Origin of the sequence: Metapseudomonas otitidis, from assembly GCF_011397855.1 — a bacterium.
Taxonomy (GTDB): domain Bacteria; phylum Pseudomonadota; class Gammaproteobacteria; order Pseudomonadales; family Pseudomonadaceae; genus Metapseudomonas; species Metapseudomonas otitidis.
In genome coordinates this window covers 3,059,156-3,072,517 of record NZ_AP022642.1, presented here as the reverse complement: position 1 = coordinate 3,072,517, position 13,362 = coordinate 3,059,156, and the positions used below count along the sequence as shown (strand labels likewise).

Below are 13,362 nucleotides of genomic sequence, written 5' to 3'. Positions count from 1 at the left end.
CCAGTACGCACCCTGCAGTTCGGGTGGTACAGACCAACGCCCTCAAAGGTGTCTGTCCTCTCCGGGTGTCGCAGCACATGCAGGGTGAATGACGCTCTTTTCATCCACCCGGCGCAGTGGCTGGCGAGCACGCAAGGTGGACCGATGAAGCGCGGTCCACCGTACGCCCTGCATCCGGTTGGGTGCTCAAGATTGACGCGTTGGATCATCCGATTGGCGTGGTCGGTCATGTCGCCTCCCCTGTCCTTGGGCACACTCGGGCTCACTGATCTTCACCCAGACTGAATCACTCGACCCGCAGGAGAGCACGATGTCCAGAGGCGCCCCCATTCCCCGCAACCCCGAGAACGACTACACCCGCGAGCAGGCCACCCTGCGCCGTGACTTCATCAAGGAGCAGACCGGTGCCGCGCTGGACACGGTCGGCCAGTACGCCATCGACCCGGCCGTCACCCGCGGCAATATCGAGAACTTCATCGGCGTGGTGCAGATGCCCCTGGGGCTGGCCGGCCCGCTGCGCATCGAGGGCGAGCACGCGCGCGGCGATTTCTACATCCCCATGGCCACCACCGAAGGCACGCTGCTGGCCAGCTACAGCCGGGGCATGCGCGCCATCAGTGCCTCCGGCGGGGTGAAGACCACGGTGGTCAAGCACTCCATGCAGCGGGCACCGGTGTTCTTCTTCGAGAACGCGCTGCAGGCCCGCGAATTCGGCGTCTGGCTGGTGCGCGAGTTCGAGGCGATCAAGGCGGCCAGCGAAACCACCACCCGCAGCGGCAAGCTGTTCGAGATCGAGCAGTACCCGGTGGCCAACATGCTCTACACCCGTTTCTGCTACACCACCGGCGATGCCGCCGGGCAGAACATGACCAGCAAGGCCACCTACGCGGCCTGCGAATGGATCAAGGCCAACCACCCGTTGCAGCCGCGTTACATCCTTTCCGGCGCCATCGACACCGACAAGAAGCACTCGGCCATGAACATGATCCAGACCCGGGGCAAGCGGGTGATCGCCGAGTTCACCCTCAAGCGCGAGGTGGCCCACGAGCTGCTGCGCGTCGAGCCCGCCAACCTCTACCGCTACCGACAGATCGCGGCTGTGGGCGCCTTCCAGGCCGGTTCCGCGTACAGCGGCGCGCACTCGGCCAACGGGCTGGCGGCGATGTACATCGCCACCGGGCAGGACGCCGCCAACGTGGCCGAATCCCACGGCGGTATCACCTACGGGCAACTGCTGGAGAATGGCGACTACTACTGGTCGGTGACCCTGCCCGCGGTGATCTGCGCCACCCATGGCGGCGGCACCAACCTGCCGACCCAGCGGGAATGCCTGGAGCTGCTGGGCTGCCACGGGGCCGGCAAGGCGGACAAGCTGGCGGAGATCATCGCGGCCGTGGTGCTGGCCGGCGATGTGTCCCTGACCTCGGCGATCCTGGCCGGCGACTGGGTCAGCAGCCACGAAGCGCTGGGGCGCAACCGCTGAGGGCATAGGCCGCAGTGGGCCAGGTCGTCGCGATTGCCATCACACCCTGAGCTGTCGGCCAGGCGCACCCACTGGGAACAGCGGCGCTTTATGTGACCCCGTGACATATTGGTCATTCGTTGTTCCCGGTTCCTTCGCTCTGTAGGCTATGCGCCCATGAATACGACACCCCCCTCCCGAACGGCCCGCGGGCCGGTGGACCATGAGGTCCGTGACCAGATCGTGGCTGCCGCCACCGAACACTTCAGCCTCTACGGCTTCGAGAAGACCACGGTCTCGGACCTGGCCAAGGCCATCGGCTTCTCCAAGGCCTACATCTACAAGTTCTTCGAGTCCAAGCAGGCCATCGGCGAGATGATCTGCTCGAACTGCCTGCGCCAGATCGAGACAGAGGTCCGTGCCGCCGTCGCCGAGGCCGAGCACCCGCCGGAGAAGCTGCGGCGGATGTTCAAGGCCATCGTCGAGTCCGGACTGCGCCTGTTCTTCCAGGACCGCAAGCTCTACGAGATCGCCGCCTCCGCCGCCACGGAACGCTGGCCGGCCGCCCGCGCCTACGAAGGGCGCATCCTCGAGCTGCTCCGGGACATCCTGCAGCAGGGCCGGGAGAGCGGCGACTTCGAACGCAAGACGCCGCTGGACGAGACCGTGAAGGCGATCCACATGGTCCTGCGGCCGTACCTCAATCCGCTGCTGCTCCAGCATGGGCTGGACTACACCGACGAAGCCCCCCTCCTGCTCTCCAGCCTGGTGTTGCGCAGCCTGTCACCCTGAATGGTGACCATTGACTAATTTGGTCACAAGAATCAAAGTGAGGCTCCCTATGACTTCGCAATGGGTGCCTCATGCTTCGGCACAGCTTTTCTTCCCTCCTCCTGGTCGGTGTCGTGCCAATGGCGCTGGTCGCCTGCGGCGAGCCGCCGGCACACGATCCGCGTACTGAAGTGCCGCTGGTCCGCACCGCCTACCCCCAGTCGGCGGACGCAGCGACACGCGCCTTCACCGGTATCGTCGCCGCCCGGGTACAGAGCGATCTGGGCTTCCGCGTCTCCGGCAAGGTACTGGAGCGCCTGGTCGACACCGGCCAGGCCGTTAAGCGCGGTCAGGTGCTGCTGCGCCTCGACCCGGCCGACCTGAAGCTGGCGGCCAACGCCCAGCGTGAAGCCGTTACAGCTGCCCAGGCGCGGGCCAGGCAGGCGCGCGAGGATGAGGCCCGCTACCGCAAGCTGCGAGGAACCGGTGCCGTCTCGGCATCGGCCTACGACCAGTACAAGGCCGCCGCGGACACCGCCCTGGCGCAGCTCAGTGCAGCGCAGGCGCAGGCCGAGGTGGCACGCAACGCCACCCGCTACGCCGAACTGACAGCAGACGCCGATGGCATCGTCATGGAGACGGTCGCCGAGCCCGGCCAGGTGGTGAATGCCGGCCAGGTGGTGGTCCGTGTCGCCCATGCCGGCCCCCGGGAGGCGATGGTGCAGCTACCGGAAACCTTGCGCCCGGCGGTGGGTTCCACTGCCCAGGCATCGCTGTTCGGGAAAGGCGATCTCCGCGTCGCGACCCGCCTGCGCCAGCTCTCCGACGTGGCGGATCGTCTGACGCGCACCTTCGAAGCGCGCTACGTGCTGGAGAGCGAACTGGCCAATGCCCCGCTGGGGACCACCATCACCGTGCAGGTGGCGGATGGGCAGCCCGGCGCGGCCGGCGAACAGCAGATTCCTGTCGGCGCCCTGTACGACGCCGGCAACGGCCCTGGCGTGTGGGTCATCCAGGGTGAGCCGGCGCGTGTGGCCTGGCGTCCGGTCGCAGTCCACCACCTGGGCGCCGAGCAGGTGCGCATCGCTGGGAGCCTGCAGCCGGGCGAGCCGATCGTTGCCCTGGGCGCCCATCTGCTGCACGAGGGGCAGCCGGTCCGCACGGCAGACGCCCATGCCGTCGCTGCCGTCGAGGAAGTGCGTCCATGAGCGAGGGCCGCTTCAACCTCTCCGCGCTGGCCGTGCGCGAGCGCGCCGTCACGCTGTTCATGGTCTGCCTGATCTCCCTGGCCGGGATCGTGGCCTTCTTCAAGCTCGGGCGGGCGGAAGACCCGGCCTTCACCGTCAAGGTGATGACCATCGTCACCGCCTGGCCCGGCGCCACCGCCCAGGAGATGCAGGACCAGGTCGCCGAGAAGCTGGAAAAACGCCTCCAGGAACTGCGCTGGTACGACCGCAGCGAGACCTACACCCGCCCCGGTCTGGCGTTCACCACGCTCACGCTGCTGGACACGACGCCGCCATCGGAGGTGCCGGAGGCGTTCTACCAGGCCCGCAAGAAGGTCAGCGACGAAGCCAAGCTGCTGCCGGCGGGGGTGATCGGTCCGCTGGTCAACGACGAGTACTCCGACGTGACCTTCGCCCTGTACGCCCTCAAGGCCAGAGGCGAACCGCAGCGCCTGCTGGTGCGTGACGCCGAGACCCTGCGTCAGCGGTTGCTGCACGTGCCCGGTGTGAAGAAGGTCAACATCATCGGCGAGCAGGCCGAGCGCATCTACGTCGAGTTCTCCCATGAACGCCTGGCCACCCTTGGCATCGGCCCGCAGGAGGTGTTCGCTGCGCTGAACGGCCAGAACGCGCTGACCCCGGCAGGCTCCGTGGAGACCCGGGGGCCGGAAGTGTTCCTGCGCCTCGACGGCGCCTTCAATGAGTTGCAGAAGATCCGCGACACTCCGGTGATCGCCCAGGGGCGCACCCTCAAGCTATCCGACGTGGCCACGGTCCGGCGCGGCTATGAAGACCCGGCCACCTTCCTCATCCGCAACGGTGGCGAACCGGCCCTGCTGCTGGGCATCGTTATGCGCGAAGGCTGGAACGGCCTCGACCTGGGCAAGGCACTGAACGACGAAGTGGGCGCCATCAACGCCCAGCTGCCCCTGGGCATGAGCCTGAGCAAGGTCACCGACCAGGCCGTCAACATCAGCGCCTCGGTCGACGAGTTCATGATCAAGTTCTTCGTCGCCCTGCTGGTGGTGATGCTGGTGAGTTTCCTCAGCATGGGCTGGCGCGTGGGCGTGGTGGTAGCGGTCGCCGTACCGCTGACGCTGGCCCTGGTGTTCGTGGTGATGGCCGCCACCGGCAAGAACTTCGACCGCATCACCCTGGGCTCGCTGATCCTCGCCCTGGGCCTGCTGGTGGACGACGCCATCATCGCCATCGAGATGATGGTGGTGAAGATGGAGGATGGCTACAGCCGCATCCAGGCCTCGGCCTATGCCTGGAGCCACACTGCCGCGCCGATGCTTTCCGGCACCCTGGTCACCGCCGTCGGCTTCATGCCCAACGGTTTTGCCCGCTCCACCGCCGGCGAGTACACCAGCAACATGTTCTGGATCGTGGGGATCGCACTGGTCGCCTCCTGGCTGGTGGCCGTGGTCTTCACGCCCTACTTCGGCGTCAAGCTCCTGCCGGACCTCAAGAAGGTCGAAGGCGGCCATGAAGCCCTCTATGACACCCCTCGCTACAACCGTTTCCGCACGCTGCTCGGCCGCGTCATCGCCGGCAAGTGGCTGGTTGCCGGCTCGGTGGTGGGGCTGTTCGTGATCTCGATCCTCGGCATGGCGCTGGTGAAGAAGCAGTTCTTCCCCATCTCCGACCGCCCGGAAGTGCTGGTGGAGGTGCAGATGCCCTACGGCACCGCCATCGCCCAGACCAGCGCCGCCACGGAAAAGGTCGAGGCCTGGCTGGCCCAGCAGAAGGAGGCGCGCATCGTCACCGCCTATGTCGGCCAGGGCGCCCCGCGCTTCTTCATGGCCATGGGCCCGGAGCTGCCTGACCCGTCCTTCGCCAAGATCGTGATCCGTACCGACAACCAGGACGAACGCGAGGCACTCAAGCACCGGCTGCGCCAGGCGATAGCCGAGGGCCTGGCCAGCGAGGCACGGGTCCGCGTCACCCAGCTGGTGTTCGGCCCCTACTCCCCCTTCCCGGTGGCCTACAGGGTCAGCGGCCCGGAGCCGGACACCCTGCGGCGGATCGCCGGCGAGGTGCAGGCAGTGATGGACGCCAGCCCGCTGATGCGCACCGTCAACAGCGACTGGGGAACCCGGGTGCCGACCCTGCATTTCACCCTGCAACAGGACCGCCTGCAGGCCGTGGGGCTCACCTCCAGCGCGGTCGCCCAGCAACTGCAGTTCCTGCTCAGCGGTGTGCCCGTGACCGCCGTGCGCGAGGACATCCGCACCGTGCAGGTCATGGCCCGCGCCGCCGGGGACATCCGCCTCGACCCGGCCCGGATGCTGGACTTCACCCTGGCCGGGGCCAACGGGCAGCGCATCCCGCTGTCGCAGGTGGGCGAGGTGCAGGTGCGCATGGAGGAACCGATCATGCGCTGGCGCGACCGCGTGCCCACCCTCACCGTGCGCGGCGACATCGCCGAAGGGCTGCAGCCGCCGGATGTCTCGACCGCCATCAGCAAGCAGTTGCAGCCCATCATTGACAGGCTGCCCAGCGGCTACCGCATCGAACAGGCGGGCTCCATCGAGGAGTCGGGCAAGGCCAGCAAGGCCATGCTGCCGCTGTTCCCGATCATGCTGGCGGCCACCCTGGTCATCATCATCCTGCAGGTGCGCTCGATCTCGGCGATGGTGATGGTGTTCCTCACCAGCCCCCTGGGCCTGATCGGCGTGGTGCCCACGTTGCTGCTGTTCCACCAGCCGTTCGGCATCAATGCGCTGGTGGGGTTGATCGCCCTGTCGGGCATCCTCATGCGTAACACGCTCATCCTCATCGGGCAGATCCGCCATAACCAGGACGCGGGCCTGGAGCCCTTCCAGGCCGTGGTGGAGGCCACCGTGCAACGGGCCCGCCCGGTGATCCTCACCGCGCTGGCGGCGATCCTCGCGTTCATCCCCCTGACCCATTCGGTGTTCTGGGGAACGCTCGCCTACACACTCATCGGCGGCACCCTCGCCGGTACCGTGCTGACCCTGGTGTTCCTGCCGGCCATGTACGCCATCTGGTTCGGCATCCGACCCATTCCCAACCAGGCAACCGTGGAGGTGCAGCCCGCATGAGCCCTGCCCCCGCTGCCTTCAAGCCACCAAGAGGAACCACCATGTCGAACCCTGTCGTCGTTCTTGTCACCGGCGTGTCGTCGGGTATCGGGCGCACCACGGCTGAACAGCTGGCGCAACGCGGGTGCCGCGTGTTCGGCAGCGTGCGCCGCATCGCCAGCGCCCAGCCGATAGCCGGCGTGGAGCTGGTGGAACTGGATGTCCGCGACGAGGCCTCGGTCAACCTCGGGGTCCAGCAGGTCATCGCCCAGGCCGGGCGCATCGATGTGCTGATCAACAACGCCGGCGTGACCCTGCTCGGCGCCACCGAGGAAACGTCGATTGCCGAGGCCCAGGCCCTGCTGGATACCAATGTCCTCGGCATCCTGCGGACCACCCGCGCCGCCCTGCCCCACATGCGTGAACAGGGCGGCGGCCGCATCGTCAATGTCAGCTCGGTGCTGGGCTTCCTGCCGGCGCCCTACATGGCGCTCTACTCGGCCTCCAAGCATGCCGTGGAGGGCCTGTCCGAGACGCTGGACCACGAGGTGCGCCAGTTCGGCATTCGTGTCGCCCTGGTCGAGCCCTCGTTCACCCGCACCCAGCTGGACCTCAATGCACCCCGGGCCGCCCTCACCCTGCCTGCCTACGAACGCGAGCGTGGCCTCGTGTCCCGCAGCATCGAAACGAGCGTACGCAAGGCACCGCTGCCCGACAGCGTCGCCGCCACCCTGGTCGAGGCCGCACTGGGGCCCTGGAAGATGCGCCACACCCCTCGGGGCGAGGCCTCGTTGCTGCGCACGCTTCGCCGCTTCATGCCCGCCGGGGCGGTGGAGAAAGGCCTGAGGAAGACTTTCGGGCTCGCCTAGGCCGAGCCTGTTCCACACTGAACCCACCCTTGAAACCACCCAACGCACGCCGCCCGGTCCCCGGCGGCAACGGAGGCCACATGGATACACACCCCACGACAGTCAACTGGGCCAGCCAGCAGGCAGAGGCGCTGCAGCGGATGCGCGAAGGCGGCGGCCAGCCGGGCCTTGCCCGACCTGAGCAGCTGGCGGGCAAGAGCGGTCGGCAGATCCTGGAAGGGATGATGTCCGGCGAGCTGCCCTACCCGCCGATGAACGACACCATGAACATGACGCTGCTGGAGGTGGGCGACGGGCGTGCGGTGTTCCAGGGCACTCCCCTGGCTGGGCACTACAACCCCCTCGGCACCGTCCACGGCGGCTGGTTCGCCACCCTGCTGGACTCCGCCCTCGGGTGCGCCGTGCAGACCTCGCTTCCAGCCGGGCGCTCCTACACCACCGCCGAGCTGAGCCTCAACATCGTGCGCTCGGCCACCCACCGGACCGGCCCATTAAGGGCTGTCGGCACGCTGATACACGGTGGGCGCCAGGTCGCTACGGCCGAAGCCCGCATCGAGGACGAATCCGGCAAGCTCTACGCCCACGCCACGACCACCTGCTTCGTGTTCGACCTGCCTCCCCAGTGATGGCCGAACGACCGGCCCGATGCCCACGTGCCGGTCATGGCAACCCTGAACGAGCCTGCCGCTCAGGTCGGTTCGTCTTCAGGTTCCGGCGGCACCGGCTCGATGCGCCACGGGGCCTGGGCATCGTCCCGCGTCGCCTGCCAGCCGGGCTCGAGCCCGGCGAGTTCGGCCATGGAGGGATCCAGGTCGAGCACATGGCCAAGACCGACGATGCACAGGTCTACCAGGGCCTCGCTCTCGTTGTCGAGGAACTGCCAGCCGTGGTCGTCCTCGTCATGGACGACGTGAAGGATGGGCTTGCGTTTGTCGATCACGCTTTTCGAAACGATGGTCGCGCCGTTCGGCGGTTGGTCGAAGGGCCACATGGGGAGCCTGCCAGCAGAGTGGGAGCGCTGCAGTATGCCTGCCCCGCCACGACCGCACGAGGCGCGCCATCACGAATCCCCGACGTTCTTCCAGGCAAGAAAAAGCCCGCCGAAGCGGGCTTTTCCCTTTTCGCCATCAGCGTCCGCCGCCGTGGCTGTTCTGGCCACCCTTGCGGCCGGCCTCGGAGGCCTTCTCGCGGTCATTGGCGAAGTTGCCACCGCTGTTATGGCCGCCCTTGCGGCCGGCTTCGGAAGCTTTCTCGCGGTCGTTGGCGAAGTTGCCGGGGTTCTTGTTGGTGGTCATGTCTTCATCCTCTCTTGGCAGGCCGACGTTGGCCTCACAGAAGGTACGAACAGCCCCCTCGCGGATCGTTCTGAACGAATCGCGCTTCGCCGCGCTTGCTGCCCGACGAGCGGTCCCCGCTGATGGAGCGCTGATATCAACCACCCCGCATCACCGGGCCCGTGGTCAGGAACCTTGAACCCGTCCCGGCACCTCCGCTCCATACCTTCGTCATCCCGACATCAAGACGGAGAGCACCCCGATGGAAAAGACCCGATCCCACCTGCTGGACTGGCTGCGTGATGCGCACGCCATGGAGCAACAGGCCGAGCAGATGCTCAAGGCGCAGTCCTCGCGGCTGGAGCACTACCCCGACCTCAAGGCCCGCATCGACCAGCACCTGGAGGAGACCCTGGGCCAGCAGAAGCTCCTGGAAGAAGCCCTGGCTCGCCTGGACAGCAGCCCGTCCACCCTCAAGGACATCGGCGGCAAGCTCATGGCCTTCGGCCAGGCCGTGGGCGGCATGACCGCCACCGACGAGGTGATCAAGGGCGCGATGGCCGGCTACGTGTTCGAGAACATGGAGATCGCCTCCTACACCGTGCTCATCGCCGCCGCCCAGGCCGCCGGTGACGTCGAGACCCAGCGTGCCTGCGAACGCATCCTGCCCCAGGAGGTGGCCATGGCCGACTGGCTGAGGGAGCACCTGCCGAGCCTCACCGAGGCCTTCCTGGCCCGCTCCGAAGCCCCCGAAACCCCGGCCAAGCGCTGAGCCCGGCTCGCCAACGGTCCACGACACGAGGAGACACGACATGAACCACGAGTACCAGAACGTCCACGGCATCGAACGCGCCCTGTCCCTGGGCACCGGGCTGGTGGCCCTGTGCACCGGCATCCACCGTGGCGGCACTGCCGGCACCCTCAAGGCCCTCACCGGCGCGCTGCTGCTGTGGCGCGGCACCACCGGCCACTGCGCCATGAAGGGCATGGTCACCGACCTGGAAGGCGAGCTGGAGTACCTGCGCCAGCGCATCGCCCGCCTGCGCGAGGCCCTGCCCAAGGTGGACAACGCCCAGGGCAAGGCACGCACGCCGACCGAGGCCAAGGTCGACAACGCCATCGAGGAAACCTTCCCCGCCAGCGACCCGATCTCGCCCTGACCTGCGAGGGCGCCCCACCTGGGGCGCCCCTTCGCCTAGGGGCGGAGGATCACCTTGCGACAGCCCTCCTCCTTCTTCTCGAACAGCCGATAGCCCTCCGCCGCCTCCGCCAACGCCATGCGGTGGCTGATGATCACCTCCGGTTTCAGCGCGCCGGTCTGGATGTACTCCAGCAACGTGGGCAGCGTCGGGTGCACGTGGGTCTGGCCCATGCGGAAGGTCAGCCCCTTGTCGAAGGCGTCGCCGAACAGGAAGCCGTGCATGAAGCCGGCGTACACCCCGGGCACGCTCACCACCCCGCCCCGGCGCACCGCCGCGATGCACTGGCGCAGCGCGTAGCCGCTGCTGATCTCCAGCTTCAGCGTGGTCAGAATCGTTTCCGTGGTACTGCCCTTGGCCTCGAAGCCCACGGCATCGATCACCGCATCCACCCCCCTGAACCCGGGTGTGTTCTCGATGATGGCCGCCGCCGGGTCGTCGATCCGCTCGAAATCGATGGGGATCACACCGTAGGTCTGGCGCGCGTACTCCAGGCGGTACGGGTGGTGATCGACCATGAAGATCAGCTCCGCCCCCAGCATCCGCGCGCAGGCGGCAGCCATCAGCCCCACCGGCCCGGCACCGAAGATCGCCAGGCTGCTGCCGGGGCCGATGCCGGCGTTGACCACCGCCTGGTAGCCGGTGGGCAGGATGTCGCTGAGGAACAGCACCTGCTCGTCGTCCAGCTCGTCCGGCACCTTGAAGGGCCCCACGTTGGCGTGGGGCACCCGCACCAGCTCGGCCTGGCCGCCCGGCACGCCCCCGTAGAGGTGGCTGTAGCCGAACAGCGCCGCGCCCGGCGGGATCTGCTTCTTGTTGAGGATGGCGCCGCGACCGGTGTTGGTGGTCTCGCAGGCCGCGTGCAGGTTCAGCTGGCAGAAGAAGCAGCCGCCGCAGGCGATCACGAAGGGCACCACCACGCGGTCGCCCTTGCGCACGGCCGTGACCGCCGGGCCCGTCTCTTCGACGATGCCCATGAACTCGTGGCCGAAGATGTCGCCGTGCTTCACCTGGGGGATCTTGCCCCGGTAGAGGTGCAGGTCCGAACCGCAGATGGCGGTGGCGGTGACCCGCAGGATGATGTCGTCGGGCTGCTCGATCACGGGATCGGGCACTCGCTCGACGCGAACGTCGTGGCTGCCGTGGTAGGTCAAGGCCTGCATGGGGATTCTCCTGGTTGGGGGCTACCCCTGTCGGAAAACCCGCCCGGGCGACTGTTCAGGGAATCGGGATGAACGGTCGGAAGTGCCCGGAGAGAGGCCGCCCGAGTCGCCTGCGTCCCGCATGGGGCGCGGCTTTCCGACCGATGGTGTTTCGATACAGGAGTTGTACGGCGAAGGGCCATTGATAGCTAAATGCAACCCCAGGCGCCGTCAAATCTGTACAGCGCTTCGCCTATACCTTGCTGCAAGCCTGTCCCGCCGGCGACAAGGCCCTGCGCCATCATTTACAGCGCGTGTTCAGCCCCTAGTCTAGGAAGTCCGCACAGTGACTTTTTTGCTCGGAGGCTTCCCTTCCGTTGTTCTTCCGTCGCTGCACATTCGCCACCACCCTGAACCAGGGGGTCCCATGTTCCTTAGCGAAATCAGTCGACTCTTCGAACTCAACATGCCCGGCTACAGCTGCAAGGCGATCCGCCAGGAGGATGGCTCGCTGTCCTGTCAGTTCACCGACCGCAACAGCCAGGCCACCATTACCATCACGGGGTTGACCACCGCCGAGGTGTGCACGCCTGAGGCCGTGGCCGACGTGAGCAAGAGCTTGCTGGAAGAAATTGCCTGCGCCACCGGTGACGTCCATTCCCTGCTCCCCCCGCTGGTCTTGCCCCAGCGCTGGTAGCTTCCGTCCCGAGGCATGCGGGAGCCCGCCGGGCGGCGGGCTCCCAGGGAGGGTTACTCCCGGTCCTTGCCGCCGTGGCTGTTCTGGCCGCCCTTGCGGCCCGCCTCGGAGGCTTTCTCGCGGTCATTGGCGAAGTTGCCACCGCTGTTCTGGCCACCCTTGCGCCCCGCTTCCGCAGCGCGTTCCGGGTCATTGGCGAAGTTGCCGCCGCTGTTCTGGCCGCCCTTGCGCCCGGCTTCGGCAGCACGCTCGGGATCGTTGGCGAAGTTGCCACCACTCACCTGGCCACCCTTGCGCCCGGCTTCGGCAGCGCGTTCCGGATCATTGGCGAAATTGCCACCGCTGTTGTGACCACCCTTGCGTCCCGCTTCGGAGGCTTTTTCACGGTCGTTGGCAAAGTTGCCCGGGTTATCGTTCGACATGATGAATCTCCTGTGACAGGCAGGCCGGAATTGGCCTTGCAGTGGTTCTGAAACGGGCCGAAAGGAAGTGTTCGATCTTTTTAGACTTCGCTAAGTCATTGAATGACAAGCGGTTATCGATGATTTCCGGGTGATATCAAGGCTCGCTACGACACCTGTACAACTCCGCTGCCGGCAGCAGCGGGGTTGTACAGGCAGGCCTCAGCGGGACTCCATGGTGGCGGCCTGGTTGCCACCCTCCTCGGCGATCTTGCTGAGCTTCTCGTCGGTGCTCTTCTCCTCGGCCAGGGTGTCCTTCAGCGGCCCGATGGCCTCCTTCAGCCCCAGGTGCTTGGCCATGGCGATCAGCGTGCCGTAGCTGGCGATCTCGTAGTGCTCCACCTTCTGCGCGGCACCGATCAGGCCGGCATCCAGCACCGGGCCCTTGTCGATCTCGTCGATGAGTTCCTTGCCCTCTTCCACCAGGCCTTCCATCGCGATGCACTTCACGCGCTTGAGCTTCAGCCCCAAGGCGTCCACCACCTGGTCGATACGCTCGATCTGGCCCTGGGTTTCCTCCAGGTGCGCCTGGAAGGCCTCGACGAGGATCGGGTTGCTGGCCGCACGGGCCATCTTCGGCAGGGCGCGGGTCAGTTGCTTCTCCGCGCTGTAGACGTCGGACAGTTCGTGGATGAACAGGTCTTGAACGGTTTTACGGGCCATGGGTTGCCTCCAGATGGTTTCGAGTCATGGGTCCGGGCCTCTCCAGAGGCCTCGGGAAAGTCGACTCGGGGTGTGGCAACCCGTTCCAGTTTTATCCCCGTGCGGTCACTGCGCGGGAATGATGGAGATCTTCCCGTTGCGCTCGACGACGGCGTAGCGGATCTGTTCCAGCCGCTCCAGGCCGTGCTTCTCGCGGGCGGCTTCGAGGATGTCCGCCTCGCGCAGGCGCGCCGCATCCAACCGGCTCTTCAGGACCGCGCCGTGCTCCACCACGATCACCGGCGAGCCCTCCAGCCAGAGGTCGAGGCGCGGCCAGCGCCACTGCAGGCGGGTGAGCACCAGGTCGATGCTGATCAGCGTGACGATCACCAGCACCGCATTGGTGACCGAGAAATCGTCCCCCAGCAGCGCCTGCTGGGTGGCCTCGCCGATGATCAGCAGCAGCACGAAGTCGAAGATCGTGATCTCCGACAGGGAACGGCGGCCGGAGAACTTGAAGATCACCAGCAGGGCGAAGTAGATGGCGGCAGCGCGGAATACGGCGTCCATGG

15 protein-coding genes are annotated in these 13,362 nt (G+C 66.9%); 9 read left to right on the top strand and 6 right to left on the bottom strand.

The window, feature by feature from the left end:
* Positions 1-310: 310 nt before the first annotated feature.
* The 6 genes from PotMrB4_RS14090 (at position 311) to PotMrB4_RS14065 (ending at position 8,001) form a co-directional block, all read left to right on the top strand.
* Positions 311-1,483: a hydroxymethylglutaryl-CoA reductase gene (locus PotMrB4_RS14090; protein WP_172433652.1), complete on the top strand. Its 1,173-nt coding sequence runs from the start codon at positions 311-313 to the stop codon at positions 1,481-1,483.
* 156 nt (positions 1,484-1,639) lie between these two features.
* The gene (locus PotMrB4_RS14085; protein ID WP_044402931.1) at positions 1,640-2,254 is read left to right on the top strand and encodes a TetR/AcrR family transcriptional regulator; all 615 of its coding nucleotides are present in this window, start codon (positions 1,640-1,642) and stop codon (positions 2,252-2,254) included.
* Between the two features lie 71 nt (positions 2,255-2,325).
* Positions 2,326-3,441, top strand: coding sequence for an efflux RND transporter periplasmic adaptor subunit (locus PotMrB4_RS14080; RefSeq protein WP_172433651.1), 1,116 nt, complete (start codon positions 2,326-2,328; stop codon positions 3,439-3,441).
* Positions 3,438-6,527: an efflux RND transporter permease subunit gene (locus PotMrB4_RS14075; protein ID WP_172433650.1), complete on the top strand. Its 3,090-nt coding sequence runs from the start codon at positions 3,438-3,440 to the stop codon at positions 6,525-6,527. The genes PotMrB4_RS14080 and PotMrB4_RS14075 overlap by 4 nt, the downstream gene beginning before the upstream one ends.
* Before the next feature lie 41 nt (positions 6,528-6,568).
* Complete coding sequence (locus PotMrB4_RS14070; protein ID WP_172433649.1) at positions 6,569-7,375, top strand: oxidoreductase; 807 nt, start codon at positions 6,569-6,571, stop codon at positions 7,373-7,375.
* 80 nt (positions 7,376-7,455) lie between these two features.
* Entirely contained in the window at positions 7,456-8,001 is a 546-nt protein-coding gene (locus PotMrB4_RS14065; protein ID WP_172433648.1) for a PaaI family thioesterase, read from the top strand.
* Between the two features lie 62 nt (positions 8,002-8,063).
* Here PotMrB4_RS14065 and PotMrB4_RS14060 read toward each other — a convergent pair whose 3' ends face one another.
* Together PotMrB4_RS14060 and PotMrB4_RS14055 are read right to left on the bottom strand one after the other, a co-directional pair.
* Entirely contained in the window at positions 8,064-8,366 is a 303-nt protein-coding gene (locus PotMrB4_RS14060) for a hypothetical protein (protein WP_172433647.1), read from the bottom strand.
* A 136-nt stretch (positions 8,367-8,502) separates the two neighbouring features.
* Positions 8,503-8,670: a con-10 family general stress protein gene (locus tag PotMrB4_RS14055; RefSeq protein ID WP_044402948.1), complete on the bottom strand. Its 168-nt coding sequence runs from the start codon at positions 8,668-8,670 to the stop codon at positions 8,503-8,505.
* Between the two features lie 241 nt (positions 8,671-8,911).
* Between PotMrB4_RS14055 and PotMrB4_RS14050 the strand changes: the two genes are divergently transcribed.
* Positions 8,912-9,421 (top strand): ferritin-like domain-containing protein, encoded by a 510-nt coding sequence (locus PotMrB4_RS14050; RefSeq protein ID WP_044402951.1) that lies wholly within the window; start codon positions 8,912-8,914, stop codon positions 9,419-9,421.
* Positions 9,422-9,461: 40 nt separating this feature from the next.
* Positions 9,462-9,809, top strand: coding sequence for a YgaP family membrane protein (locus PotMrB4_RS14045; protein ID WP_044402953.1), 348 nt, complete (start codon positions 9,462-9,464; stop codon positions 9,807-9,809).
* A gap of 35 nt (positions 9,810-9,844) precedes the next feature.
* On the opposite strand, the gene PotMrB4_RS14040 is transcribed toward PotMrB4_RS14045, so the two are convergent.
* A complete protein-coding gene (locus tag PotMrB4_RS14040) occupies positions 9,845-11,011 on the bottom strand; it encodes a zinc-dependent alcohol dehydrogenase (protein WP_172433646.1) in 1,167 nt (388 codons plus the stop codon).
* A gap of 406 nt (positions 11,012-11,417) precedes the next feature.
* Here PotMrB4_RS14040 and PotMrB4_RS14035 point away from each other — a divergent pair, with 406 nt between their 5' ends.
* Positions 11,418-11,687 (top strand): hypothetical protein, encoded by a 270-nt coding sequence (locus PotMrB4_RS14035; protein WP_172433645.1) that lies wholly within the window; start codon positions 11,418-11,420, stop codon positions 11,685-11,687.
* Between the two features lie 53 nt (positions 11,688-11,740).
* Here the strand turns inward: PotMrB4_RS14035 and PotMrB4_RS14030 are convergent, their stop codons facing one another.
* From PotMrB4_RS14030 to PotMrB4_RS14020, 3 genes are all read right to left on the bottom strand, one after another.
* Positions 11,741-12,109 (bottom strand): con-10 family general stress protein, encoded by a 369-nt coding sequence (locus tag PotMrB4_RS14030; protein WP_044402961.1) that lies wholly within the window; start codon positions 12,107-12,109, stop codon positions 11,741-11,743.
* Between the two features lie 201 nt (positions 12,110-12,310).
* Positions 12,311-12,811: a YciE/YciF ferroxidase family protein gene (locus tag PotMrB4_RS14025; protein WP_044402964.1), complete on the bottom strand. Its 501-nt coding sequence runs from the start codon at positions 12,809-12,811 to the stop codon at positions 12,311-12,313.
* Between the two features lie 105 nt (positions 12,812-12,916).
* On the bottom strand, positions 12,917-13,360 hold the full coding sequence (locus PotMrB4_RS14020) for a DUF421 domain-containing protein (protein WP_172433644.1): 444 nt from the start codon (positions 13,358-13,360) through the stop codon (positions 12,917-12,919).
* Positions 13,361-13,362: the final 2 nt, after the last annotated feature.

What these genes read in the sequence shown, in the direction of transcription:
- PotMrB4_RS14090 (WP_172433652.1), top strand. Translation starts at nt 311, where the DNA reads ATGTCCAGAGGCGCCCCCATTCCCCGCAACCCCGAGAACGACTACACC.
- PotMrB4_RS14085 (WP_044402931.1), top strand. Translation starts at nt 1,640, where the DNA reads ATGAATACGACACCCCCCTCCCGAACGGCCCGCGGGCCGGTGGACCAT.
- PotMrB4_RS14080 (WP_172433651.1), top strand. Translation starts at nt 2,326, where the DNA reads ATGCTTCGGCACAGCTTTTCTTCCCTCCTCCTGGTCGGTGTCGTGCCA.
- PotMrB4_RS14075 (WP_172433650.1), top strand. Translation starts at nt 3,438, where the DNA reads ATGAGCGAGGGCCGCTTCAACCTCTCCGCGCTGGCCGTGCGCGAGCGC.
- PotMrB4_RS14070 (WP_172433649.1), top strand. Translation starts at nt 6,569, where the DNA reads ATGTCGAACCCTGTCGTCGTTCTTGTCACCGGCGTGTCGTCGGGTATC.
- PotMrB4_RS14065 (WP_172433648.1), top strand. Translation starts at nt 7,456, where the DNA reads ATGGATACACACCCCACGACAGTCAACTGGGCCAGCCAGCAGGCAGAG.
- PotMrB4_RS14060 (WP_172433647.1), bottom strand. Translation starts at nt 8,366, where the DNA reads ATGTGGCCCTTCGACCAACCGCCGAACGGCGCGACCATCGTTTCGAAA.
- PotMrB4_RS14055 (WP_044402948.1), bottom strand. Translation starts at nt 8,670, where the DNA reads ATGACCACCAACAAGAACCCCGGCAACTTCGCCAACGACCGCGAGAAA.
- PotMrB4_RS14050 (WP_044402951.1), top strand. Translation starts at nt 8,912, where the DNA reads ATGGAAAAGACCCGATCCCACCTGCTGGACTGGCTGCGTGATGCGCAC.
- PotMrB4_RS14045 (WP_044402953.1), top strand. Translation starts at nt 9,462, where the DNA reads ATGAACCACGAGTACCAGAACGTCCACGGCATCGAACGCGCCCTGTCC.
- PotMrB4_RS14040 (WP_172433646.1), bottom strand. Translation starts at nt 11,011, where the DNA reads ATGCAGGCCTTGACCTACCACGGCAGCCACGACGTTCGCGTCGAGCGA.
- PotMrB4_RS14035 (WP_172433645.1), top strand. Translation starts at nt 11,418, where the DNA reads ATGTTCCTTAGCGAAATCAGTCGACTCTTCGAACTCAACATGCCCGGC.
- PotMrB4_RS14030 (WP_044402961.1), bottom strand. Translation starts at nt 12,109, where the DNA reads ATGTCGAACGATAACCCGGGCAACTTTGCCAACGACCGTGAAAAAGCC.
- PotMrB4_RS14025 (WP_044402964.1), bottom strand. Translation starts at nt 12,811, where the DNA reads ATGGCCCGTAAAACCGTTCAAGACCTGTTCATCCACGAACTGTCCGAC.
- PotMrB4_RS14020 (WP_172433644.1), bottom strand. Translation starts at nt 13,360, where the DNA reads ATGGACGCCGTATTCCGCGCTGCCGCCATCTACTTCGCCCTGCTGGTG.